General features: G+C 74.1%; 19 protein-coding genes. 10 read left to right on the top strand and 9 right to left on the bottom strand.

All coding sequences use genetic code 11. From position 1 onward, the window contains the following. Positions 1–18: 18 nt before the first annotated feature. The 4 genes from WMF28_RS32405 to WMF28_RS32390 all read right to left on the bottom strand — a co-directional run bounded on the left by WMF28_RS32405 (position 19) and on the right by WMF28_RS32390 (position 2,734). Complete coding sequence (locus tag WMF28_RS32405) at positions 19–999, bottom strand: ketopantoate reductase family protein (RefSeq protein ID WP_437597287.1); 981 nt, start codon at positions 997–999, stop codon at positions 19–21. Between the two features lie 72 nt (positions 1,000–1,071). After that, a complete protein-coding gene (gene dtd / locus WMF28_RS32400; RefSeq protein WP_437597286.1) occupies positions 1,072–1,521 on the bottom strand; it encodes a D-aminoacyl-tRNA deacylase in 450 nt (149 codons plus the stop codon). A gap of 2 nt (positions 1,522–1,523) precedes the next feature. Beyond that, positions 1,524–1,988, bottom strand: coding sequence for a hypothetical protein (locus WMF28_RS32395; protein ID WP_437597285.1), 465 nt, complete (start codon positions 1,986–1,988; stop codon positions 1,524–1,526). Beyond that, complete coding sequence (locus WMF28_RS32390) at positions 1,985–2,734, bottom strand: hypothetical protein (protein WP_437597284.1); 750 nt, start codon at positions 2,732–2,734, stop codon at positions 1,985–1,987. The genes WMF28_RS32395 and WMF28_RS32390 overlap by 4 nt, the downstream gene beginning before the upstream one ends. A 752-nt stretch (positions 2,735–3,486) precedes the next feature. Here WMF28_RS32390 and WMF28_RS32385 point away from each other — a divergent pair. From WMF28_RS32385 to WMF28_RS32355, 7 genes are all read left to right on the top strand, one after another. Further along, on the top strand, positions 3,487–4,971 hold the full coding sequence (locus tag WMF28_RS32385; protein WP_437597283.1) for a YcbK family protein: 1,485 nt from the start codon (positions 3,487–3,489) through the stop codon (positions 4,969–4,971). Between the two features lie 12 nt (positions 4,972–4,983). Then, entirely contained in the window at positions 4,984–5,532 is a 549-nt protein-coding gene (locus tag WMF28_RS32380; RefSeq protein WP_437597282.1) for an NUDIX hydrolase, read from the top strand. Positions 5,533–6,000: 468 nt separating this feature from the next. Further along, entirely contained in the window at positions 6,001–7,140 is a 1,140-nt protein-coding gene (locus WMF28_RS32375; RefSeq protein WP_437597280.1) for a serine hydrolase domain-containing protein, read from the top strand. A 104-nt stretch (positions 7,141–7,244) separates the two neighbouring features. Continuing rightward, entirely contained in the window at positions 7,245–7,625 is a 381-nt protein-coding gene (locus tag WMF28_RS32370) for a hypothetical protein (RefSeq protein ID WP_437597279.1), read from the top strand. Positions 7,626–7,886: 261 nt separating this feature from the next. After that, positions 7,887–8,264: a hypothetical protein gene (locus WMF28_RS32365; protein WP_437597278.1), complete on the top strand. Its 378-nt coding sequence runs from the start codon at positions 7,887–7,889 to the stop codon at positions 8,262–8,264. Then, positions 8,176–9,039: a Smr/MutS family protein gene (locus WMF28_RS32360; protein WP_437597276.1), complete on the top strand. Its 864-nt coding sequence runs from the start codon at positions 8,176–8,178 to the stop codon at positions 9,037–9,039. Before WMF28_RS32365 ends, WMF28_RS32360 begins: the two co-directional genes overlap by 89 nt. Continuing rightward, on the top strand, positions 9,036–9,791 hold the full coding sequence (locus tag WMF28_RS32355) for a hypothetical protein (protein WP_437597275.1): 756 nt from the start codon (positions 9,036–9,038) through the stop codon (positions 9,789–9,791). Before WMF28_RS32360 ends, WMF28_RS32355 begins: the two co-directional genes overlap by 4 nt. Before the next feature lie 9 nt (positions 9,792–9,800). Here WMF28_RS32355 and WMF28_RS32350 read toward each other — a convergent pair whose 3' ends face one another. Together WMF28_RS32350 and WMF28_RS32345 are read right to left on the bottom strand one after the other, a co-directional pair. Beyond that, entirely contained in the window at positions 9,801–10,637 is an 837-nt protein-coding gene (locus tag WMF28_RS32350) for a hypothetical protein (protein WP_437597274.1), read from the bottom strand. A gap of 25 nt (positions 10,638–10,662) precedes the next feature. Further along, on the bottom strand, positions 10,663–11,679 hold the full coding sequence (locus WMF28_RS32345; protein ID WP_437597272.1) for an isocitrate/isopropylmalate dehydrogenase family protein: 1,017 nt from the start codon (positions 11,677–11,679) through the stop codon (positions 10,663–10,665). A 337-nt stretch (positions 11,680–12,016) separates the two neighbouring features. Between WMF28_RS32345 and WMF28_RS32340 the strand changes: the two genes are divergently transcribed. Beyond that, positions 12,017–12,841 (top strand): OmpA family protein, encoded by an 825-nt coding sequence (locus tag WMF28_RS32340; protein ID WP_437597271.1) that lies wholly within the window; start codon positions 12,017–12,019, stop codon positions 12,839–12,841. Between the two features lie 125 nt (positions 12,842–12,966). Here WMF28_RS32340 and WMF28_RS32335 read toward each other — a convergent pair whose 3' ends face one another. Both WMF28_RS32335 and WMF28_RS32330 read right to left on the bottom strand, forming a co-directional pair. Continuing rightward, complete coding sequence (locus WMF28_RS32335) at positions 12,967–14,790, bottom strand: hypothetical protein (RefSeq protein WP_437597270.1); 1,824 nt, start codon at positions 14,788–14,790, stop codon at positions 12,967–12,969. A 312-nt stretch (positions 14,791–15,102) separates the two neighbouring features. Continuing rightward, positions 15,103–17,664 carry an alpha/beta fold hydrolase gene (locus WMF28_RS32330; RefSeq protein WP_437597269.1) on the bottom strand — a complete coding sequence of 854 codons (2,562 nt, stop codon included), beginning with the start codon at positions 17,662–17,664 and terminating at the stop codon, positions 15,103–15,105. Positions 17,665–17,892: 228 nt separating this feature from the next. Here WMF28_RS32330 and WMF28_RS32325 point away from each other — a divergent pair, with 228 nt between their 5' ends. Next, positions 17,893–18,225, top strand: coding sequence for a transcriptional regulator (locus WMF28_RS32325; protein ID WP_437597267.1), 333 nt, complete (start codon positions 17,893–17,895; stop codon positions 18,223–18,225). 12 nt (positions 18,226–18,237) lie between these two features. Here WMF28_RS32325 and WMF28_RS32320 read toward each other — a convergent pair whose 3' ends face one another. Beyond that, positions 18,238–19,200 carry a hypothetical protein gene (locus tag WMF28_RS32320; RefSeq protein WP_437597266.1) on the bottom strand — a complete coding sequence of 321 codons (963 nt, stop codon included), beginning with the start codon at positions 19,198–19,200 and terminating at the stop codon, positions 18,238–18,240. A 347-nt stretch (positions 19,201–19,547) separates the two neighbouring features. On the opposite strand from WMF28_RS32320, the gene WMF28_RS32315 reads away from it, so the two are divergent. Then, positions 19,548–20,159: a hypothetical protein gene (locus WMF28_RS32315; protein WP_437597265.1), complete on the top strand. Its 612-nt coding sequence runs from the start codon at positions 19,548–19,550 to the stop codon at positions 20,157–20,159. Positions 20,160–20,171: the final 12 nt, after the last annotated feature.

Here is a 20,171-nt window from a genome sequence, read left to right as displayed (position 1 = left end):
GGCGTTCCCGGGCGCGGATCAGCGCGCTCCGGCGCGGCCCCCGATCCAGGTCATCAGCCGCTCGAGCGCCGGCAGGCTCACGCCGTGCTCGCGGCCCATCGAGAGCACGGTGGCGCCCATCGCGAGGTGCTGCGCATGGAGCTTCGGGCCGAAGTGAGCGTCGAGGAACCGCAGCGCCTCGGGGGCCACCAGGCGCACGAGCGCGACACTCGGTTTCAGCGTGGACGGTCCGAGCGCCCGGGTGAGGAGCTTCGTCCAGGGGGCCACTCTGCCCACGCGGTCCGCGAGCGCCACGCACTCCCTGGTGGCCTCGAGCGCGGTGCCGAGCACGCCCTCGTTCTCGAGGAGAGCGCTCACGCCGCCGCCCGCGTCGATGGCGGCGATCAGCGGGAAGAACGCGGTCGTCGTGGCGGCGTTCTGCGCGCCCACGTCCGGCTCGAGCCGCGCCGGGAGATCGGCGCTCGTGAGGCGACGCGCGAGCTCCTCGAGCAGCGGTTGCTCGGCGGGGGCGCCTCCCTCTTCGTCGATGAGCGTCGACGCGAACCCGACGAGCCAGTAGCGGACCACGCCGCGCTCGTCGACGTAGCCCGAGACGCTCGGCATCGCGGGGGTGATCCGGCGCAGGGCGGCCTCCTCCAGGCCCGCGCGCTGCGGGGGCAGGAGCGGTGTGAGCACGACGACGGGGGCGGCCGGTCCGCCGCGGAGGAGGTCTGCGACCGTCCTGCCCCCCGCGGCGCCGTCGACACCGGGGCCGGGAGCGAGCTGATCGAAGCGCACGGTGATCAGGACGACCTCCGCGTCGGCCGGGATGTCGGCCGCGAGGCGCGGGCGCTCTAGCGTGTCGCGTCGATCGGCGCTGTTGACCTGCTCGATGACGAATGGCCGCACGTCCGCGACGCGCTCGGGGCGGACCACGAACGTGACGTCGTCTCCCTGGGCGGCGAGGCGCACGCCGTAGACCCGCCCGAGCGCGCCCGCACCCACGATGCTGATCCGCATGGCGTCCCACGTAGCCTGCGCGACACCGCGAGGGAAGGGGGCGGCGGTCGCTGCCGGGCGCGGCGGACCGCGTCAGAACGTCCGCTTCGAGTCGATGAGGACGGTGACCGGCCCGTCGTTCTCGACGAACACGCGCATGTCGGCGCGGAAGCGGCCCGTGGCCACCTCGAGGCCGCGCGCCCGCAGGGCGGCGACGACGCGCTCGTACAGCGCCTCGGCGCGCACGGGCTCCATGGCGCCGTCGAAGCTCGGCCGGAGGCCGCGCCGGACGTCGCCGAAGAGCGTGAACTGGCTGATAGCGAGCACGCCGCCGCGCACGTCCGCGAGCGCCCGCGACATCTTGCCGGCCTCGTCGCTGAACACCCGGAGGCCCGCGATCTTGCTGGCGATGTGGTCGGCGTCGGCCTCGTCGTCGTCCTTCGCGGCGCCGACGAAGGCCACGAGGCCGCGCTCGATCGCGCCGACCACCTGGCCTTCGACCTCGACCCGCGCGGCGAGCGCGCGCTGCACGACCGCGCGCATCGCTAACGCTGCGCCACGCGCGGCGCGGGGGCGGGCTCCGCCCCGCCGCCCGCGCTGAGCCCGAGCTCGCGCATCAGCTTCGCCGTGAGCTTGAAGTACGTGCTGCGATCGTACGGCTGGTTGAGGATGTGGAAGTCCTTGCGCACGAGCCCCACGCAGCCGAAGCAGTAGGTGCAGCCGGTGCAGTCGACCGAGCGCACGAGGTACGACGACTGCGTGCATCGCTCGGACGCGACGCAGTGGCTGCACGCGATGAGATCGCGGCAGCCGCGGCAGTGCGTGCTGTCCGAGCAGCGCTGGGAGTCGACGCAGTAGTGGCACCTCTGCAGCGCCTTCGCGTTGCGGCAGAACGTGCAGTCGACGCAGCGCTCGCACGCGACGCACGCGACGCACCGCTCGTTGTCCGTACCCGTCTCGAACGCCTGGATCAGCTTGCGGAGCTCGGCCTCGAATTCTGCGCGCGTCATTCCGCCTCGACGCTCGCCTCGGAGAGGGCGCCGTCCTCGCCGCGCTGGGCCGCGCCGTTCGCCGCGCAGGGCGGGGCGGCCTGGGGGCTCGACGGCCGCGCCTGGGAGCTCGGCTCGGCGGAGCCCGCGCTCGGGGCCTCGAGCCTGCCGCTCACCTGGCGGCGCAGGCGCTCGGCGGCCTCGCGCGTCGCGGGCTCCTCCGCGAACTCCTCGATGCGCCGGAGCCGCGACTCGAGCACGGCGCGCCGCTTCGGCAGCTCGCCGACGAGGATGCCCGAGAGCTCGTCGATCGCGTGCTGGATGCGCTGCTCGTCGCTGTGCTCGAGCAGCTGCAGGTACACGTCCTGCTCGGCGGGGAAGGTGTGGCCGGCGCGGAGGAAATCGTTCGCGGCCTTGGAGATGTTGGGTCGGCCCGACGCGCAGAGCAGCTTCGACAGGAGCCGCTGGCGCTCGATGGCCTTCGGGTCGCTCTGCGGAGGCGGCGCGAGGACGATGCGCCCGGGCGCCTTGGACGCGGCGTCGCGCCCGGACTTGACCCGCCCGCCCTTGCCGTCGTCGACCTCCGGCTCCTTGCGCGGCGTGAAGAGCGCCTCGAGCGCGGCGCGGTGTTGCTTCGCTGCCCGCCGGTCCTCGCCGGTCTGCGTCGGGCGCGGTAGCCCTGCGCTGTTGGGCTGGCCAGGGCCATAGGCGGTGTGGAGCTCGGGATTGTGCCAGACCTTGGTTGCGTCTCTACGAATTCGGCGCATGTCGTGCCCCTGCTGACCTCGGAGCGATCATGGACGCGCCACCGGGTTCGGCTTCCGCGTCCCGCGTGTGGCGCCCCGCTTGCATTGATGGTGTGGTGAATGAGGCTGGTGCGTGCTTGGCCGGGCTTCCCCCGCGATTTGCGATGGCCCGGACGTGTTGCGCAAGGGGCGCGACACCTGTCTCCGCGCTGATCACGCTGGTCGCGCTGATCGTGAAGGCAGGGTCCCGCCGCAGTGCGTAGCGCGCCGGGCGATACCCGGCCGCGGACCGGGTGACGAGGGGCTGTGCCCCCATGCACCCCGGAACCGCGCTCACGACCCGACCGCAGTCGCGAGGCAGCTGGTTCCTACCACAGCCTTTGGTCAGCGCCGCAGAAAATTGGGCTGCCCTCCGCACTTCATGACATTCGTGTCCTCAGGGCTCCTCGACCCTTCCGAGCTTCCGCGAGGGGCGTCTCGGAGACGCTATGTCGAGGCCGCTGACCTCGTCCCAGGTTGATTCAAGAAGCGGACCGCCGACTGCCTCTCCCAACCCCACATCCTGCGGGCGGGCGGCGACGCCGTGCCCGGGAGATCCGATCCGTGGTGGATGCCACTCGCACCCGACCCGACTGGAGCTTTCCATGATGAGCCTTCGATCCGTGAGCAGTGCAGGCCAGGCGCCGCGGGACGCAGGCGGGGCTGTGCGCAGCGCGGAGCCTCGAGCGCGTCTGAGGCGTGCTCGCGCTGCCGCGCTTGCGGTGCTTGTGAGCATGGCGGTGCCGGCCGTCCCGGCGGGGCGGTTGTGCGCGGAGCCGCTGCCCAGGGCGCATGCCGCCGAGAAGGCCGAGGCGAAGACGGGCAAGCGGGATCGTCGCGATCGTGCGCCGGCTTCTCCCGCCTCACCGCCGGGCGCGGAGCGCGCGCAGCGGGCGGAGACGCGGGAGAGCCCGCTCCGCGGCCGGGGGAAGACCGCCTCCGTGGCGACCGGCGACGAGAAGACGAGCGGAGCGGGTCGCCAGAAGGTCCGCAGCCGCGCGAAGGCGCCGCAGGCGGCCGAGAGCGCGGCTGCGAAGGAGGGGGGCGCGGCGAAGGCGGTCAAGAAGAAGAAGGAGAAGAAGAAGCGGGCGGCGCGGACGGCCGAGAGCAAGCGTCGCGGGGCGAAGAAGGGGTTGGACAGGGAGGCTCCTCCGAAGCCGTGCCATGGGCCGGTGCTCTCGATGGATCGGAGCGGGATCGAGCCGGAGCGCCTCGAGCTCGTCGACTGCAAGGGGAAGCCGCGCGAGGAGGCCCGGCGCGCCCTCTCGCTGCTCGCGCGCCCGTGGGGCACGCCGCGGCCGATCCTGTCCGACTCCGACGAGCGCGCGCCTGCGCGGAAGCCGGAGGCGTCCAGCCGCAAGGGGCAGTCGGCGGGCGGCAAGAAGTCGGGGACCGCTGGGGGCAAGGCGAGCAAGGCAAGCGGGGTGCAGGTGGGGGAGATCGCGCCCGGCGTGCGGCTGCTCGACCCCGGGCTGCTCTCGCGCATCGACGCGCTCGCGCGGCGGTATCCGGGCCGGCTCGTGTCGCTCGTGAGCGGGTACCGGCCGCAGAGCCAGGGCAGCCTCCACCAGACGGGGCGGGCGCTCGATCTGCGCATCGCCGGGGTGCTCAACGACGAGCTCGCGGCGGCTTGCCGCAAGCTCGTGGACACGGGCTGCGGGTACTATCCGAACAGCTCGTTCGTGCACGTCGACGTGCGCGCCCCCGGGACGGGGAGCGTGTCGTGGATCGACGCGTCCGGGCCCGGCGAGGTGCCCCGCTACGTCGCCGCGTGGCCGCCGCCGCAGGACGACCTGCGGGCGGCGACGGGAGGGGTGTCCGGCGAGGATGCGGAGGAGGTGCTCCGGCGGGAGCGCCGCGAGAAGCCCGCGGCCGCGCTGGAGAAGGTGGCGAGCGCGGCGCCGGCGGCGGTGGAGGGCGCCGTGCTGGAGAAGGCGGCGAGCGCCGTGCTGGAGAAGGCGGCGAGCGGCGCGGCGGAGAAGGCGGCGGGCGGCGCGGCGGAGAAGGCGGCGGGCGCTGTGCCGGAGAAGGTAGCGGGCGGCGCGGCGGAGAAGGCGGCGGGCGCTGTGCCGGAGAAGGCGGCGGGCGCTGTGCCGGAGAAGGCGGCGGGCGCTGTGCCGGAGAAGGCGGCGGGCGCTGTGCCGGAGAAGGCGGCGGGCGCTGTGCCGGAGAAGGCGGCGGGCGCTGTGCCGGAGAAGGCGGCGGGCGGCGCGCTGTAGTAGGAAGGCGCAATGGGCATCACGATCCCCCGCCGGCACGCCTCGGCGATCGCTGGTACGTTCGGTCCGCTGGCGGTACATCGCCATGAGGTCGTGGCCGCGGGCGCACCTTACCCCGTCTTCACGCTGGAGCTCGCCGACTGGATCTCGGTGGCCGCGATCACCGATGCTGGGGAGTTCGTCCTGGTGCGGCAGCACCGGCACGGGCTCGACGCGGTGACCATCGAGACCGCCGGCGGCATCGTCGATCCCGGGGAGGAGCCGGCGGCCGCGGCGCCGCGCGAGCTCCTGGAAGAGACAGGATATGCCGCGGAGTCGCTCGAGGCGCTCGGATGGGTGCACCCGAATCCGGCGCTCCAGGCGAATCGCTGCTTCCTTTACCTGGCGCGCGGCGCGCGGCGGGTCGGCGAGCCCTTGGGCGACGAGCACGAGAGCACCGAGGCGGTCGTGATGAGCGCTGACGAGGTGACGGCAGCGATGCAGGACGGCCGGATCAGCCATGTGATCGCCGTGGTCACCCTGCTGCGCGCGCTCGCCGTCGCGACCTCGGCCCCGCGCTGACCGCGGCGCCTGCAAGGCGGTCAGCCGGTGCCGTTCGGCGGCGATGGGAACCGCTCCCGAGGTCCGGGGATCGAATCCTCAGGGCAGCGGAACGGGACCGGCGCTCTGCAGAACGAGGTTTCGCATCTCTGGAACGGGACCTCCTTGGGTCGCATGCCGAAGTAGCACGGCGTACTTCGCCAGAGCCGAACACGGCTGATTTGAGTGGCAATCGTGTAGGCGAGAGCACTCCGGCCGTGCGCGCTGGTTGACACGGTCGGACCTCTCGCGTCTTGATGCGCGCCCTCCGCGGGGCTGCCCTGAGAGCCTCTCGGGAGCAACGCGGCGGAGCGCAGCAGTGGTCCTCGTGGGGGGGAACCTGGAGATCTATCGATGAGCCGTGTTCTTCGGCGAACAGCATTCTTTGCTTGCGCCGGCGTCGTCCTGCTTACGGGGTGCAGCAGCTCCTCGCCCGCACCGCTCGACGGGGTGACAAATACACACGACGACGGCGGCGGCGGGAGCGATGGAGTCGGGAGCGTCGGCGCAGGCGGCGCTGAGCCCGGGGGCGCAGGCGGCGCGCCGGACGCAGACGGCGCGCCGGACGCGGCGTGCGACACCCTCTCGGCCGAGCTCCAGGGAGCGCTCGACGCGGCCGTGAAGGCCCAGAGGCTCCCCGGCGCGGCCGCGGCCGTAGCCATCGGCGGGTGCAGCTGGCTCGGCGCCGCGGGGGTGGCAGACGCAGAGGCCGACGTGGCCGTCCAGCCCGGAGATCTCTTCCGCGCAGGGAGCATCACGAAGTCCTTCGTCGCCACGCTGGCGCTGATGCTCCGCGCGGAAGGCCTGCTGTCGCTCGACGACTCGGTCTCCACGTACGTGGACGGCATCCCTCGCGGCGAGCAGATCTCCGCGCGACATCTCCTGAACCACACGAGCGGGATCTTCGACTACACCAGTATGGACGAGTTCTGGACCGCGGCGCTCGAGGATCCGACGCACACGTGGACGCCCTCGGAGCTCATCGAGCTCGCCGCGTCGAGGCCGCCGTATTTCGAGCCGGGGCAGGGCTTCGCCTACTCCAACACGAACTACATCATCGCCGGTCTGCTCATCGAAGCGGCCTCGGGAGAGCCCATCGGCGAGCTGCTCCGCACCCGCGTCCTCGAGCCGGCGGGGCTCGCGCATACCTACCTCGACGGCGCCGAGGCGGCCCTCCCCGGCCTCGTGCACGGCTACGGGCGAAGCCGAGGGGAGCTCGTCGAGATGACCTCCGCGCTCCACGCGTCCGCGGCCGGCGCGGCGGGCGCGCTGGTCTCGACCTCGAGCGATCTCGCGCGCTTCTACCGCAAGCTGCTCGACGGCACGCTGCTCGGCCCCGACGAGCTCGCGGAGATGACCACCTGGGTGGACACGCCGCCCGGCCAGGTCAACGGGTACGGCCTCGGGCTGTCCCGCCGCGAATCCCCGCTCGGCGTCCAGCACGGACACGACGGCGGTATCTGGGGATTCACGTCCTCGTCCTATTACGCGATCGACAGCGATGCTTCTATCACCGTGCTCGTCAACCTCGAGGGAGCTGACGTCGGCCGAGTCGTCGACGACCTGTCGCGCGTCCTCGCGACCCCCTGAGCCGAGCGGTCCGCCGCGAACGGGCCTCGCGCTTGCATCACCCTGGACGCAGCCTGCATGGGATGACACCCGGCAAGCCGCTCCCATCGTGAAAGGAGTCCGCGATGAAGCTGGTGAAAGCGCTCGGTGCGCTGGCGCTGTCCGGGCTCGCGCTCGGCGCCGCGCAGCTCGCTGCAGCGGAGGAGACGATACCCATCCAGGATCTCGTGATCGTCGAGGAGACGACGAGCCCGGCGCTCGCCGACGCCAGGATCCCCCCGGACGACCTCCCGTATCACCGGCCCTTCCGGCCCTATGGGTACTTCCGGCCGTACAGGCCATTCATGCCGTACAGGCCATTCCGGCCGTATGGGCACTTCCGGCCGCACAGGCCGTTCGGGCCCCACGGTCCCTTCCATCCGCACGGGCATGACCACGGGCGGTCCGAGGCAACGCCGGCAGGGGACCGCCCCACGCCGGCCGTGGACCTCCGAGACCGTCGCTGACGAGGGCGTTGTCGCCCGGGTGGAGATCTGTGACCTCCCCTCGATGCAGGAATACCGCGACGGCAAGCGACCAGCGTGGAACCTGATCTACGAGGCGAAGCTCGTCCGGCAGCACAGGCCCCCGGCCGCCCCGCAGGAGAAGGGCGGCGCGTCGTGAGCGGGCCGAGCGGCGTCGCCGGCGCGGCAGGGCTCTCCCGCGCCGCCGGCTCGCCGGCGCCCGAGCGCGCGGCGGCTCCGGTCGGATGAGGTATCCTGCGCCCGATGCGCACTCCCGACGCCGCCGGCTCCGGCGCTCCGCAGGCCGTCCACTCGCCCGTCGAGCTCTTCCATCGCGTTTTCGTGCTCCTCGGCGCCATGGAGGAGGCGCAGCGGGTCAAGGTCATCGATCTCGCGCGGCGCCTCATCCCCACCCTCACGGCCGAGGACATCCGCAACCCGCACGACTTTCCCGGCCTCGACGACCCCGACTGGCACTTCGAGGACGGGCAGCTCGCCGGCATCGAGGCCGTACGGTTTGCGCTCCGCGGTCTCGCGAGCGATGTTCTGGGGGATGGCGAAGGGCGCGAAGCGCGAGAGAGATCCGAAATCGGCGGCCAGCACGGCGCGAGCCGCGAAGGCGGCGGCACGCAAGGCGAGTGAGGCGTTCTACCAGCCGTTCTCCACGCTCCGGCAGCTGACGAAGCCCAAGCCGGCCGCGGCGCCCGAAGCGAAGGGCAAGGCGGCCGCGGCGCCCGAAGCGAAGGGCAGGGCGGCCGCGGCGCCCGAGGCGAAGGGCAAGGCGGCCGCGGCGCCCGAGGCGAAGGGCAGGGCGGCCGCGACGACGGGCGCCGGCGCGGCGGCACGGACAGGCGCCGAGCCGGCGCCGCGGCCCGTCGACCCCGAGACCTTCGCCATCTACATGGCAGGCGTCCGCGTGCTCGAGGACCGCGCGAACCGGATCCCGATCACCGCGAGCCGCGTCGAGCGCGCCGCGCCCCCGACGATCGTCGCCGATCCGGACGAGGAGGCGCGCTCGCGCATGCGCTCGCTCGTCATCGAGGGCATCAAGTTCGAGACAACGGACGACAGCGAGCGCATCGAGGGCAGGCGCCTCGACGTCGATCCGCGCGAGCTCAGGCGGCTCCGCCGCGCCCGCTACGCCGTCGACGGCACCCTCGATCTGCACGGCCTGAGGCTCGAGGCGGCGCGCGAGGCCGTCGAGGCCTTCGTCTGCAAGCGCCAGCGCGACGGCGACCGCGTCGTCGCCATCGTGCACGGCAAGGGCAACCACTCGCCCGGCGGGCACGCCGTGCTCCGCGGCGAGATCGCCGCCTGGCTCGGCAACGGCCGCGTCGCCCGCCACGTCGCCGCGTTCACGACGGCCCCGGACGCCGAGGGCGGCGCCGGCGCCGTGCTCGTGCTGCTCGCGCGATGATGCCGGAGGCGCGCGCCGAGCCCACCGAGACGCCGCGGCACGCGCCGCGCTGCACCCTGCTGCCCGCCGTGCGCGCGGTCTGCTGCGGCCTCGCGCCGGCCGTGCGCGCGATGCGCCGCGGTCTCCTGCCCGCCGCCGCGCTGCTCGCCCTGCTGCCCGCGTGCGCGCCGGCCCCGGCCGCGCCGCCCCAGCCGCCGCCGAGGCCCGCGCCGCCCCCGCCGCCGTCGACGCTCGGCGATGGCGAGCTCGGCGAGTACCGCTCCGAGCGCTTCGATCTCCGGCTTCCGTTGCCCGACGCGCGCGGCTTCCGCGTCGAGGACGGCGGAGGCCCCTGGCTCGTCGCGACCCACGCCGCGTCGTCGACGTCGCTGCTCGTGCGCACCTGGCGCGCGGACGGCCGCGCGAGCCGCGCCGCGTGCGAGGCGCGCGCGCGGCTCTGGCGCGACCTGCCGCGCCCCGACCTCAGCCTCACCGCCGTGGAGCGCCGGCTCGACGTGCCCGAGGGCTTCGACACCCTCGTGACGATCGGCGTCGTCGACGCCCCGCGCGGCGCGCCGAACGACGGCTTCGCGGTCGCCTTCGGCGGCTCCGGCTGGCGCTGCTTCGCCTTCATCGCCGAGACGCGCGCCGCGGGCCCCTCCGCCGAGCGGCTCGTCGCCGAGCGGCTCGCCGCCGTGGTCGAGATCTCGCTCGGCGGCCTCCGCCTCGTGCGCGAGACCGCGCCCGCCGTGCCGCGCGAGCCGCCGCCCTGAACCCCAGGCTCAGCGGTAGACGCCCCCGCGCGCGCGGGACTCGAGCGCCGCGGCGAGCTCCTCCTCGCCGATCGACCACGCTTCGGCCGACAGCTCGCGCGCCTCGGCGGGCTTGAGCGCCTCCACCGCGTGCGGCATGAAGCGCAGCCGCGACAGGGACAGGAGGCGCTCCAGCGCCTCGGACGTCACGCCGCTCTGGAGCTCCCTCCGCCACGCGCGCTCGATAGCCTCGAGCCGCGCGGGGCTCTTCCAGGCGTCGGCGAGCACCACGCGGCCGAGCCGCGCGTCGATGGCGTCGATCCCCGTGGGCAGCGCGACGATCGCCTGCTGCGCCGCGCGCGCCGGATCGCCGAGGCCGAGCGAGAGCAGCGCCCGCGCCGCCTCGAGCAGCCGCGCCTCGTCGGGCCGGAGCGCGGCCCGATCCACGTACGGCAGCCGCTCCAGCGCGAGCGTGTACCGCTCGCGGCGCGCGGCGTCGACCACGGCGGCCAGCGCGCGCAGGACGCTCGCCGTCGGCGGCGAGAACCACGGATCCGCGCACCCGCTCGGCCGCTGCGCGGGGTCGTCGAGATCGAGGGCGGCGGCGCGCCACAGCGACGCGCGCGCGTCGAGGACGGCGCGCGAGGCCTGCACCGCGAGCAGGAAGAGCGCGACCGCAGGGAGCAGGCCCTTCGCGCCCCAGAGCTCGCCGAGGAAGCAGCTCGCCGCGACGAGGAGCGAGAGCAGGAGAACGAGCACCAGGCGACGCCGTCGCCTCGCGACGCCGCCCGCCGAGCGGGCAGCACCGTCCGTCGCGCCGACGACCTCGGCGCACCGCTCGAGCAGCCACGTCCAGGCAGATCCCACGTCCGCAGGATCAGGATGCCTGGCGCTACGCTTCCGCGCGAGGCCTTTCGATCTCGGCGCAGAGCGCCCGGGTGAAGTCGTCGGTGCTCGCGGTGCCGCCGAGGTCGCGTGTGCGCACCTGGCCTGCCCGGTAGACCGAGGTGAGCGCCCGCTCGATCCGGTCGCCTGCCTCGTGCTCGCCGAGGTGCCGCAGCATCATCACGGCGCTCTGCACGAGCGCCGTCGGGTTCGCGTAGCCCTTGCCCGCGATGTCCGGCGCCGACCCGTGCACCGCCTCGAAGACCGCGGCCTCGTCGCCGATGTTCGCGCCGGGCACGATCCCGAGCCCGCCGACCAGACCGGCGCCGAGATCCGAGAGGATATCGCCGTACAGGTTCTCCGTCACGAGCACCCCGAGCTTGTTCGGCTCGCGGACCATCGTCATGGCCGCCGCGTCGACGATCATCTCGCCGAGGTGGACCTCGGGGTGCTTGACGGCGACGCGCCGCGCGCAGTCGAGCGCGAGGCCGTCGGAGAGCTTCATGATGTTCGCCTTGTGGACGATCGTCACCTTGCTCCGGCCGTGCTGCTTCGCGTACTGGAACGCGAACTCGGCGATGCGGGTCGAGCTGCGCTCGGTCGTGAGCTTGATGCTCTGGGCCACGCCGGGCAGGATCATGAGCTCGAGCCCGGCGTAGAGCCCCTCGGTGTTCTCGCGCACGATGACCATGTCGACGTCGAACCGCGGCTCGACGCCCGGCAGGCTGCGGATGGGCCGCACGTTCGCGTAGAGGTCGAGCGTCTGCCGGAGCGTCACGTTGACCGACCGGAACCCGCCCCCGATCGGCGTGGTCACCGGGCCCTTCAGGGCGATCCGGTTCTTCCGCACGGCGTCGAGGACGGGGAGGGGGAGCGGCGAGCCCGTCAGCTTCGCGACCTCGATGCCCGCGTGGTGGATCTCCCAGTCGACGGTGACGCCGGCGGCGGAGATCACATCCTGAGTCGCGTTCACGACCTCCGGACCGATGCCGTCGCCGGGGATCAGCGTGATGCGATAGGCCATGGGCCGTCCCCTTAGCAGGTGCGCGGGCGGGAACAATGGGCAAGCGAGCTCGAGCGCGAGGGCGCACGCGCGCCGCGCGCCGGTTCGCGCCGGTAGAGGCGCGGCGCCGGGGAAGCGCGCGGGAGGGCAACGTGGTGCGATGCGCCCTTTTACAACCGCGCGCGACCTCGCTAGGGTACGCCCCCGCACGGCCTGACGGGCCGCTGTCACCCGGAACCGGGCGCGGGCCGGGCCACCGGCCCCCGCTCATGTTCACCAACTAGATTGAAGGAGCGTGCTCATGCACCCTCGTGTCTTGAAAGGTCGCCGAACCGCTTTCGCGGCCTTCCTGCCTGTCGTGATCGCGTCGTCCTCGCTGGGGTGCGGCTACTCCGAGGAGGAGTGGAAGGCCCAGCTCGACAAGTACAACCGCCTTCAGGGCCAGCACCAGACCACGGAAGGCCGCCTCGCCCAGACGCAGCAGGAGCTCGAGGCCGCCCAGGCGAAGATCGCGGAGCTGACGAGGCAGCTCGAGGCGGCCGGCGTCGACATCGGCAAGCTGAGCGAGAACCTCCAGGCGACGAGCACGCAGGTGTCGCAGCTGAGCTCGACGCTCGAGGAGCGCGAGAAGGCGCTCGCCGAGTTCAAGGCGCGCGCCCGCCAGCTGGAGCAGATCAAGGCGCGGTTCGAGACGCTCAGGAAGAAGCTGGACGAGCTCACGAAGCTCGGCCTGGCGGTGAACATCCGGAACAACCGGATGGTCATCTCGCTGCCGGGGGACGTCCTCTTCGACTCCGGGCGCGAGTCGCTGAAGAAGGAGGGTAAGGAGATCCTCCTCAAGGTGGCGACGGTCATCACGAACGACAAGTCGCTGCTCCAGCGCGACTACCAGGTCGCCGGCCACACGGACAACAAGCCGCTGGCGGGCGGCCAGTTCCGCGACAACTGGGGCCTGTCGCTGATGCGCGCCCGCGAGGTGCTGCTGTTCCTCGTCAGCCCGCCCGACGTGAAGGGCGGCGGCGGCGCGCTCCCGGTCGCGAAATGGAGCGCCGCGGGCTTCGCGGAGACCGACCCGGTCGCGACGAACGACACGGACGAGGGGCGGCGCAAGAACCGCCGGTGCGATCTCATCGTGGTCCCGAGCGTCGAGGAGATGCTCGACCTCAAGGCGATCACGCAGTAGCCCGGGATCGCGCGGCGCGCGCCGCAGGGAGAGCGCGCGCCGCAGGGAGAGCGCGGCGCCGAGCGGCGTCTCGGCCGCCAGGCGCGCGGCTGCCCCTGGCGCTCATGACGCGGGGGCTCCGCAGCTCAGGGGAGCGGCGCGGCCGGGCAGGAGGCGTCGGTCGTCGCCTCGACGTCGTCGACGTGCAAGGTCTCATGGTCGAGCGGCTCATCGCAGACGCCGCTGGCTCCTATCTTGAAGGAGAGGTGCTGGGGTCTGCCCGCCGTGCGCGGATCCAGGCAGATCGTCTGTTGCACCCAGCGCTCACTGGCAGGCAGGGTGGCGCCCGGGGTCGAGGAGGCGGTCGCCTCGCGGAGGTGGCTCGTGCGGTACCAGAACTTCAGCGCCGGGCCGGCCGTCGCCTCGGGCTCGGGCACCGTGAACACGGTGGAGGCCGAGGGCTCCCGGCACGGCTTCTTCACGGAGAGCGAGAGGGCGACATCGCCGGAGTGGGCGGTCGCCGCGTCGACGGCGAGCTTTGCGCTGCCGCGCGCGGGATCGTCCGCGGTCAGGACCCATGTCGGCGAGAGGCTCGCGCCGGCGCTGGCGTTCTCGAAGCCGGGGTCGAAGAGCGGTGTGTCGCCGGGGCAGCGATCGTCAGAGACGAAGGCGAGGTCATCCACCGTGAAATCGCGCTTGTTCTCGGCCGTGCACGGCTGGCTGTTCCGGTTCCGATACGTGAAGGCGAGCCGGTGCGCCATGCCGAGCGCCCACCGGGGCAAGCAGACATGCGCGACCTGCGCCTCGCCCGTGCCCGACAGGGTTGTGAGCTGGTGCGTGCTCAGCGTCACGTTGACGACCGCGCCCGGGCTGCCCTGGCTCCAGATGCGGAGCGCCGGGTTCGGCAGCGCGGCGGAGGGCAACGGCGCCGAGGCCGCGCCCTCGAGCGAGGGATACTGGCAGAACAGCGTGGTGCCGATATGCCCGCCCTTGCCGCCGCCCTGGCCCAGGCCGCTCATGATCCCGGAAACACCGTTCTCCGGCGTCGCCGTCCAGCCGGCGGCGCCTCCCTCGAAGTCGCCGTTCAGCACCTGGCCCGGCAGGGGACATTCGCTCATCTCATCCGGCCGAATCGCGACGTCATCGAAGGCCAGCGTATAGCCCTGCCCGGCCGCCTCATCGCACAGGGGAGACCTCCGGGACGGCCCGAGGAGCAGCTCGATCGGCCCGCCATAGGCGCGCTCCCCCAGGCACACGCGCTGCGGGGCGAAGGACGAAGAGGGCATGAGATCGAGGTTGCTGAAACCCCCGTTGATGCGGACCCCGACGCCCGGGGGGCCGAGGCAGTCCATCGCGGCGTCGCACCCGATGCGCGCGGCGAACGTGAGGAGCAGCGGCTCGGCGCACGCGAGGTCCGGCATCGTGAGCTGCTGAGTGAAGCCCGCCATCTGGCACACCGCGTCTCTCCCGATGACACCGGCACCCGGGTTGCCGTTGCCCTCGGCCTCGGGGTGGACGAGCGCAGCGCCCGTGGTGCTCCAGGTGTCCGCGCTCTGGAACGAGGGATCCAGCGGGCCGCCCTGCCAGACGCACTCGCCCTCGACCATCGCGTATCCATCGGTGCAGGCACAGCCCGAGATACACACGCCGTCCACGCAGCGGAGCTCGCCGTCGCACCCATCCAGAGGCCCGCACGGGCAGCTTTCCTCGCCGGGAGGGCAGCCCGCGCCGCCCGCCTCCCCGCCCGCGCCGCCCGCGCTCTCGGCGCCGCCGTCGCCCGCGCCCTCCGCGCCGCCGTCGCCCGCGCTCTCGGCGCCGCCGTCGCCCGCGCTCTCGGCGCCGCCTTCACCACCGGCGCCCGCCGCGCCCGACGCTGCGGCGGCGACGCTCGGCTCCGTCCCGGAGCAAGCGCTCGCGAGCGCGCCGATCACGGCGCAGCCACAGGTCAATGCGCGTGTCCACAGGATCATCTATTCAAGTTAGCGGGCCATACCTGCAGCGGCAAGGCGGATACCCTATTTGAATAACAAGATAGTTAGATAAGGAGATCTCTCAAGTGGCGTCGGGCAAAACCGGAGACAGCAGCGCCGCGCGCTGAACTCGAGCGCTCCGCGAGGCGCTCAAATGCGCTCGAACACTCGTTGAGCAAGCGTGAGCGCTCGTTGAGCGGGCGCGAGCGCCGGCCCGGTGGCGCGTCGTGCGAGCGGGGTATCCCCCACACGAACGCCGCGGCGCGCGGCCGGCGGCCGTCCAGCGACTCACGACGTGCTCGGGACAGCGCGTCAACCGCCTGAGGCCGCGCCGGCCGTGTCGAGCGCCGCGGCGGGCACGAGGCTCGAGACGGGGCTCCCCCCGGCGGCCTCCGCGTCGAGGAAGGCCCGCAGCGCGGCGAGCAGCGGCCGCGACGCGCCCACGAAGGGCAGGTGATCGTCGCCCGGCAGCTCGACGTAGCGCGCGCCGCGGAGGCGGCCGGCGAGATCGCGCCCGGCCGCCGCGGGGACGGCCCGGTCGCCGGCCCGGTGCAGCACAAGCGACGGGGCGCTCACCTGGCCCAGCGCGGACCGGATGTCGGCCGCCGCGTGGGCCCGGAGCATGCGCGCCGCCCCGCTCGGGCTCGCGCCGTGGCGCAGGTACGCGGCCCAGGAGCGCCGGAACGCGCCGTCCTGCGCGGCCGAGGGGGCGAGGCGATCGAGGAAGAGCGGCTCGCCCCAGCCGCTCCGCAGCGCGCGCTCGGCCTCCTCGACGCCGTCGCCCGCGAGGCCGAAGAGGCACCCGGGCCAGGCCGCCATCTGCGCCGCGCTCCCGAGCGCGACAAGCGCGCGCGCCCGCGCCGGGTGCGCCGCCGCGAGCAGCGCGCACGGCGCGAAGCCGCCGCCGACGCCGAGGAGCGCCGCCCGCTCCACGCCGGCCGCGTCCAGCACGGCGAGCAGATCCTCCGCCTGCTGCTCGGCAGGCGCGCCGGCGCCCTCGCGCTCGCTCATGCCGGTGCCGCGCTGATCGAGCACGATGAGCCGCGCCCCCGCGCCGAGCTCGGCGAAGAACCTGGACATGCGCGCGTCCTCCCACGCGGCCTCCACGTGCGTCACCCACCCCTGGACGAGCACCAGATCGAGCGGCCCGTCGCCCACGGCCCTGTAGGCCAGGCTCGCGTCCGCGCTCGTGGCGAACCGGGTCTCCGCCGCGCGCAGCTGCGCCGGCGCCCGCGTGGAGGAGACGGCCGCCTCCCGCGCGACCTCGAGCCCGCGCCGCATCGCCTCGGCGAGCTGCGCGTACGCGCCCGCCCACGCCCGCGCGGTCGCGGGCGCCCACGCGTCGCCCTCCAGCTCCTCGAGCGCCTCGAGCAGCGCCCGGCCCACGGCGTCGAAGTGCTCCGGCAGCGCGGCGTAGGACGCGTGGCGGCGGCCGAGCGCCTCGAGCATCTCGACCAGCTTGTCGGGCGCGCGCAGGTTGGCGATCACGAGCTGCAGGGCCGCGGCGAGCTTGAGCCGCTGCTCGCGCATGTCCGACGGGAACAGCGCCCGGAGCGCCGGCTCGCCCGAGAAGAGCCGCTCGTAGAAGCGCGTCACGAGCTCCTCGGCGCGCGGCGCGAGGCGCGCGAAGGAGGCGCTGACGACGTCCGCGTCCGTCTCCCGCGCCCCCGCGCTCGCAGGCCCGGAGCGCACGATCTGGAACGCCCGGCAGAGCGCCTCGGTCTCCTCGAGCGCGGCCTGCACCTCCTCGGCCGACGCGAAGCGCGCCCCGGGCTCGCGCAGGACGCAGCGATCGATGACCGCCGCGAGCATCTCCGGGATGTCGGGGCAGAGCGAGCGCAGCGGCGGGAGCGCCCGCGCCGTCACCCAGCTGGCGATGGCGTGCACGTCGAGCCCCGCGTGGGGCAGCCGGCCCACGCACAGCTCGTAGAGGACCAGCCCGAGCGCGTAGACGTCGGAGTGGAGCGTGCCGGCGGTCCCGGTCCAGAGCTCCGGCGCGAGGTAGAGCGGCGTGCCCATCATCATGCCGCCGTCGGTCAGGCCGACGGTCTCCAGCGCGCCGAACGCGCGGGCCTCCACCGGGATGGCGGTCGTCACCGCCGATGCGTCCGCGGGCGCCCAGCGCGCGGGCGCGGCGGGGACCCCCGGCGCGGGGCGCCGGCCCGCGCCGAGGCCGCCTTCGGCGGGCTGGTCGACGAGCTTGGCGAGCCCGAAGTCGAGCAGCTTCACCTCGCCGCTCGCGTCGAGCATCACGTTCGCCGGCTTGATGTCGCGGTGCAGGACGCCCCGCCGGTGCGCCGCGGCGAGCCCGCGCGCGAGGCCGAGCGCGATGCGCAGCGCGGCCGGCCACGGGACCGGCTTCGAGAGCAGCTCGAGCGGCTCGCCCTCGACGAACTCGTAGGCGATGTACGGCCGCCCGCGCACCTCGCCGATCCGGAAGACGGCGACGACGTTGGGGTGCTGGAGGCGCGCGATCGCGCGGGCCTCGACGCGCAGCCGCTCGATGGTCTTCGGATCGGGGTTGTCCGCGGCGACGAACTTGAGCGCGACGGGCCGGTCGAGGACCTCGTCGTGGGCGAGGTACACCTGCCCCATGCCCCCGCGGCCGAGCGGCCTGATCACGCGGTAGTCGCCGAAGGCGGAGGGCGGCGCCCACGGCTCCGAGGACGACGGCGGCGGCTCCTCCTCGGCGGAGCACCGCTGCGTGGTGGGGAGGAGCGCCGCGCCGACGTCGCTCTCGCTCGAGGGCACCGCGATCAGGGCGCGGCAGTCAGCGCAGCCGTCCACGTGCCCGCGGACCTCCTCCGCGGCCTCGTGCGGGAGGTTGCCCTCGAGCCAGGCGGCCAGGGCGTCTTCGGACGGGCACGGGCTCATCTGCTGCGGTTCTCCAGAGCGGCATTCTCCATGCGCGCCGTGGTCTGCGCAATGGCCGCGCGGCCTCTGCCGCGCCGCGCCGCTGCCGTCGCGCGACGGAGCCCGTCTGTCCCGGCCGCGCCGTGTCGACGCGCGGCGCGGACCGGCCCTGGATCGCGCTGGCGGAGCGCACGTCAGGGAGGGTCGGCTGTGGACTGGCGCCGCCGGGGTGTCACGATCCGGAATTCTATGAGCGAGCCGAAGGCACCGCCGAGCCCTGCGCCGCGGTCGGAGACGGTGCGGCAGACACTCCTGGAGGAGCTCCGCAGGGGCGCCGTGACCGCATGGGAGCTCTCCACCCGACTCGGGCTGCGCGAGCGCGACGTGACGCCGCACCTCGATCACCTCGCGCGCTCGCTGCGCGCGCGCGGCGAGCGGCTCTCGGTGACGCCGGCGCACTGCCTGCGGTGCGGCTACGCGTTCGACGAGCGGCGCTCGCTCGCGAAGCCGAGCCGCTGCCCGGCGTGCCGGGGGGAGCGCATCGAGGCGCCGCGTTTCCGGGTCGACGCCGGCGGCGGGTGACGCTCCCGGCGCTCACAGCGCCGGCCGGTCGAGCGGCTCGGGGCGCCTCCGCTGCGCGGCGCGGGCCTCCACCTCGCCGAGCAGGCGCGGGCCCGCGCGCTCGCCCGCGCCTGCGAAGAACGCGCGGGCGCGGGCGAGGTCGCCGTGCGCCGCGTAGAGCTCGACGAGCTCTCGCTCCGCGACCTCGTCGATCGTCGCCTCGATCGAGCCCGCGGGCGCGGGGCCGAGCCGCACGATCGCGCGCAGCGCCTCCAGGGCCTCCTCGACGGCGTCTCTGCCGCCGAGCCCCCGCAGGCTCCACGACTTCACGTAGAGCGCGCGTTTTCGCAGCGCCGCGCCCGCGACGCCGCCGAGCGCGCCGTCGCAGGCGCCCACGGCCTCGTCGAGGCGCCCCGCCGCGAACGCCAGGTTGGCCAGCGCGAGGTGGGCCTCGGGCGCCTCCCGCGACGCCGGGTGCTCGAGGGCGAGCTGGCGCAGCCGCGCCTCGGCGCCGCGCAGGTCCCCGCTGTCCTGGAGCGCCAGCGCGAGCTCGAGGAGCGCCGGGGGCCGCTGCTTCGCCGCGCGCAGCGCCGGCGCGTCGACGAGCGCGGCGTAGGCCGCCACGGTCCTCGTCAGCACCCGCGCCGCCTCTGCCTCGAGCGCCGCCCGCCGCGCCTCGGCGCGCTCGCCCGCGGCGCCGGCCTCCGCGGCTTCATCGAGCACGAAGAGCTGCACGCCGATCACGCGGCGGCGGCTCGCCAGCGACTCCGCTTCGCGGAAGAGCTGCTCCGCCGCCGCGCCCGCGCCCGGGGCCGTGGCCGGGCCGGGGGCTGCGCGCGCGCCCGGGGCCGCGCCTCCGCCGGCGCGCGCCGGAGCTCCCTGCGCGGCGCACCCCGCCGAGGCGAGGGCGAGCGCCGCGACGGCGGCGAGCCGCCGCGCCGCCCCCCTGCGCGGTCCCGTGAAACTCCCGGCGGCCTTCGCTGCGCGCTTCAGCACCCGTGACACTCCCTCTCCTTCGTGAGCCGATGGCAGCAGACGACGCGAAGCGCCGCGCACCTCGGCGAGCCGAACGGCGCGGGAGGATAGCGGCCTGCACCCCCGGGACCAGGCCAATCCGCGGCGAGCGCGCCGATTCTCGCCCTGAACCGCGCGGAGATCAGGGCCTTTCGAGCGCCCTGCGCGGCGGACCACACGCGGCGCGTGAGGCGGAGCGATGCGTCGCCGAGCCCACGCCCGGAGCGCGCGCCGCCTCGGCCCGTCCATTGCGTCTTGGCCTTCATCTTCCCCGTCCGAGCCGTCGCTTCACACCCGGCGGGGAACGCACCGAGATGGAGAGTCACGACATGGCGACAAAAGGGAACTGCATCCCGTTCACGATTCCCGCGATGCCGCGCCTCGGGCTCGCCGACCTCGAGGACCGCTTCAGGCGCCTTTCGCTCCTGATGTACGACACGAGCGTTCCGCTCGCGACGCTGGAGAAGGAGGTCTATCCCTACCTCGCCCCTGGCATCGAGTTCGTCAATCCGTGGCGGCGAGTGCGCGGCGTCGAGACGTACCAGGTCGACCTCTCCGGAGCTCGAGGCGGCGCCCGTTTCGACCTCGACATCTCCCAGCTGAGCATCCGGCTCTGCGAGCGGCGCGGCGCGGGCCGCGCCCTCGTGGACAGCACCCTCTACCTGAGGCTGTTCCCGCGATGCGCGTACGCCATGCGGATGATCCTGACCTACGAGTTCGACATGATCGATGGAGGCGAGAGCTTCAAGGTCACGCGCCACGAGGAGAGCTGGCGCATCGGGGACATCCTCCGGAACGCCCCGCTGATCGGCCGCTCCTACGATGTCTTCCGGTCCTGCTCGGGTTACCTCTTCACCGGGGCGGTGCTCCTGTCCCGCGCCCTCGCCGGCCGGCCGGCCGGCCCCGAGGCCGCGCGGGATGCGCCGGCGCCCTCGCGCTGAGGAGCCGCGCGT

The organism is Sorangium sp. So ce590, from assembly GCF_051521365.1.
In the GTDB taxonomy this organism is placed as follows: domain Bacteria; phylum Myxococcota_A; class Polyangia; order Polyangiales; family Polyangiaceae; genus Sorangium.
The sequence above is the reverse complement of the archived record's forward strand: the minus strand, read 5'-3'. Positions and strand labels throughout refer to the sequence as shown.

Bases quoted from the DNA above. Each gene is read 5' to 3' on its own strand.
- WMF28_RS32405 (WP_437597287.1), bottom strand. From the start codon at position 999: ATGCGGATCAGCATCGTGGGTGCGGGCGCGCTCGGGCGGGTCTACGGC.
- dtd (WP_437597286.1), bottom strand. From the start codon at position 1,521: ATGCGCGCGGTCGTGCAGCGCGCGCTCGCCGCGCGGGTCGAGGTCGAA.
- WMF28_RS32395 (WP_437597285.1), bottom strand. From the start codon at position 1,988: ATGACGCGCGCAGAATTCGAGGCCGAGCTCCGCAAGCTGATCCAGGCG.
- WMF28_RS32390 (WP_437597284.1), bottom strand. From the start codon at position 2,734: ATGCGCCGAATTCGTAGAGACGCAACCAAGGTCTGGCACAATCCCGAG.
- WMF28_RS32385 (WP_437597283.1), top strand. From the start codon at position 3,487: ATGGCGGTGCCGGCCGTCCCGGCGGGGCGGTTGTGCGCGGAGCCGCTG.
- WMF28_RS32380 (WP_437597282.1), top strand. From the start codon at position 4,984: ATGGGCATCACGATCCCCCGCCGGCACGCCTCGGCGATCGCTGGTACG.
- WMF28_RS32370 (WP_437597279.1), top strand. From the start codon at position 7,245: ATGAAGCTGGTGAAAGCGCTCGGTGCGCTGGCGCTGTCCGGGCTCGCG.
- WMF28_RS32365 (WP_437597278.1), top strand. From the start codon at position 7,887: ATGCGCACTCCCGACGCCGCCGGCTCCGGCGCTCCGCAGGCCGTCCAC.
- WMF28_RS32360 (WP_437597276.1), top strand. From the start codon at position 8,176: ATGGCGAAGGGCGCGAAGCGCGAGAGAGATCCGAAATCGGCGGCCAGC.
- WMF28_RS32355 (WP_437597275.1), top strand. From the start codon at position 9,036: ATGATGCCGGAGGCGCGCGCCGAGCCCACCGAGACGCCGCGGCACGCG.
- WMF28_RS32345 (WP_437597272.1), bottom strand. From the start codon at position 11,679: ATGGCCTATCGCATCACGCTGATCCCCGGCGACGGCATCGGTCCGGAG.
- WMF28_RS32335 (WP_437597270.1), bottom strand. From the start codon at position 14,790: ATGATCCTGTGGACACGCGCATTGACCTGTGGCTGCGCCGTGATCGGC.
- WMF28_RS32330 (WP_437597269.1), bottom strand. From the start codon at position 17,664: ATGAGCCCGTGCCCGTCCGAAGACGCCCTGGCCGCCTGGCTCGAGGGC.
- WMF28_RS32325 (WP_437597267.1), top strand. From the start codon at position 17,893: ATGAGCGAGCCGAAGGCACCGCCGAGCCCTGCGCCGCGGTCGGAGACG.
- WMF28_RS32315 (WP_437597265.1), top strand. From the start codon at position 19,548: ATGGCGACAAAAGGGAACTGCATCCCGTTCACGATTCCCGCGATGCCG.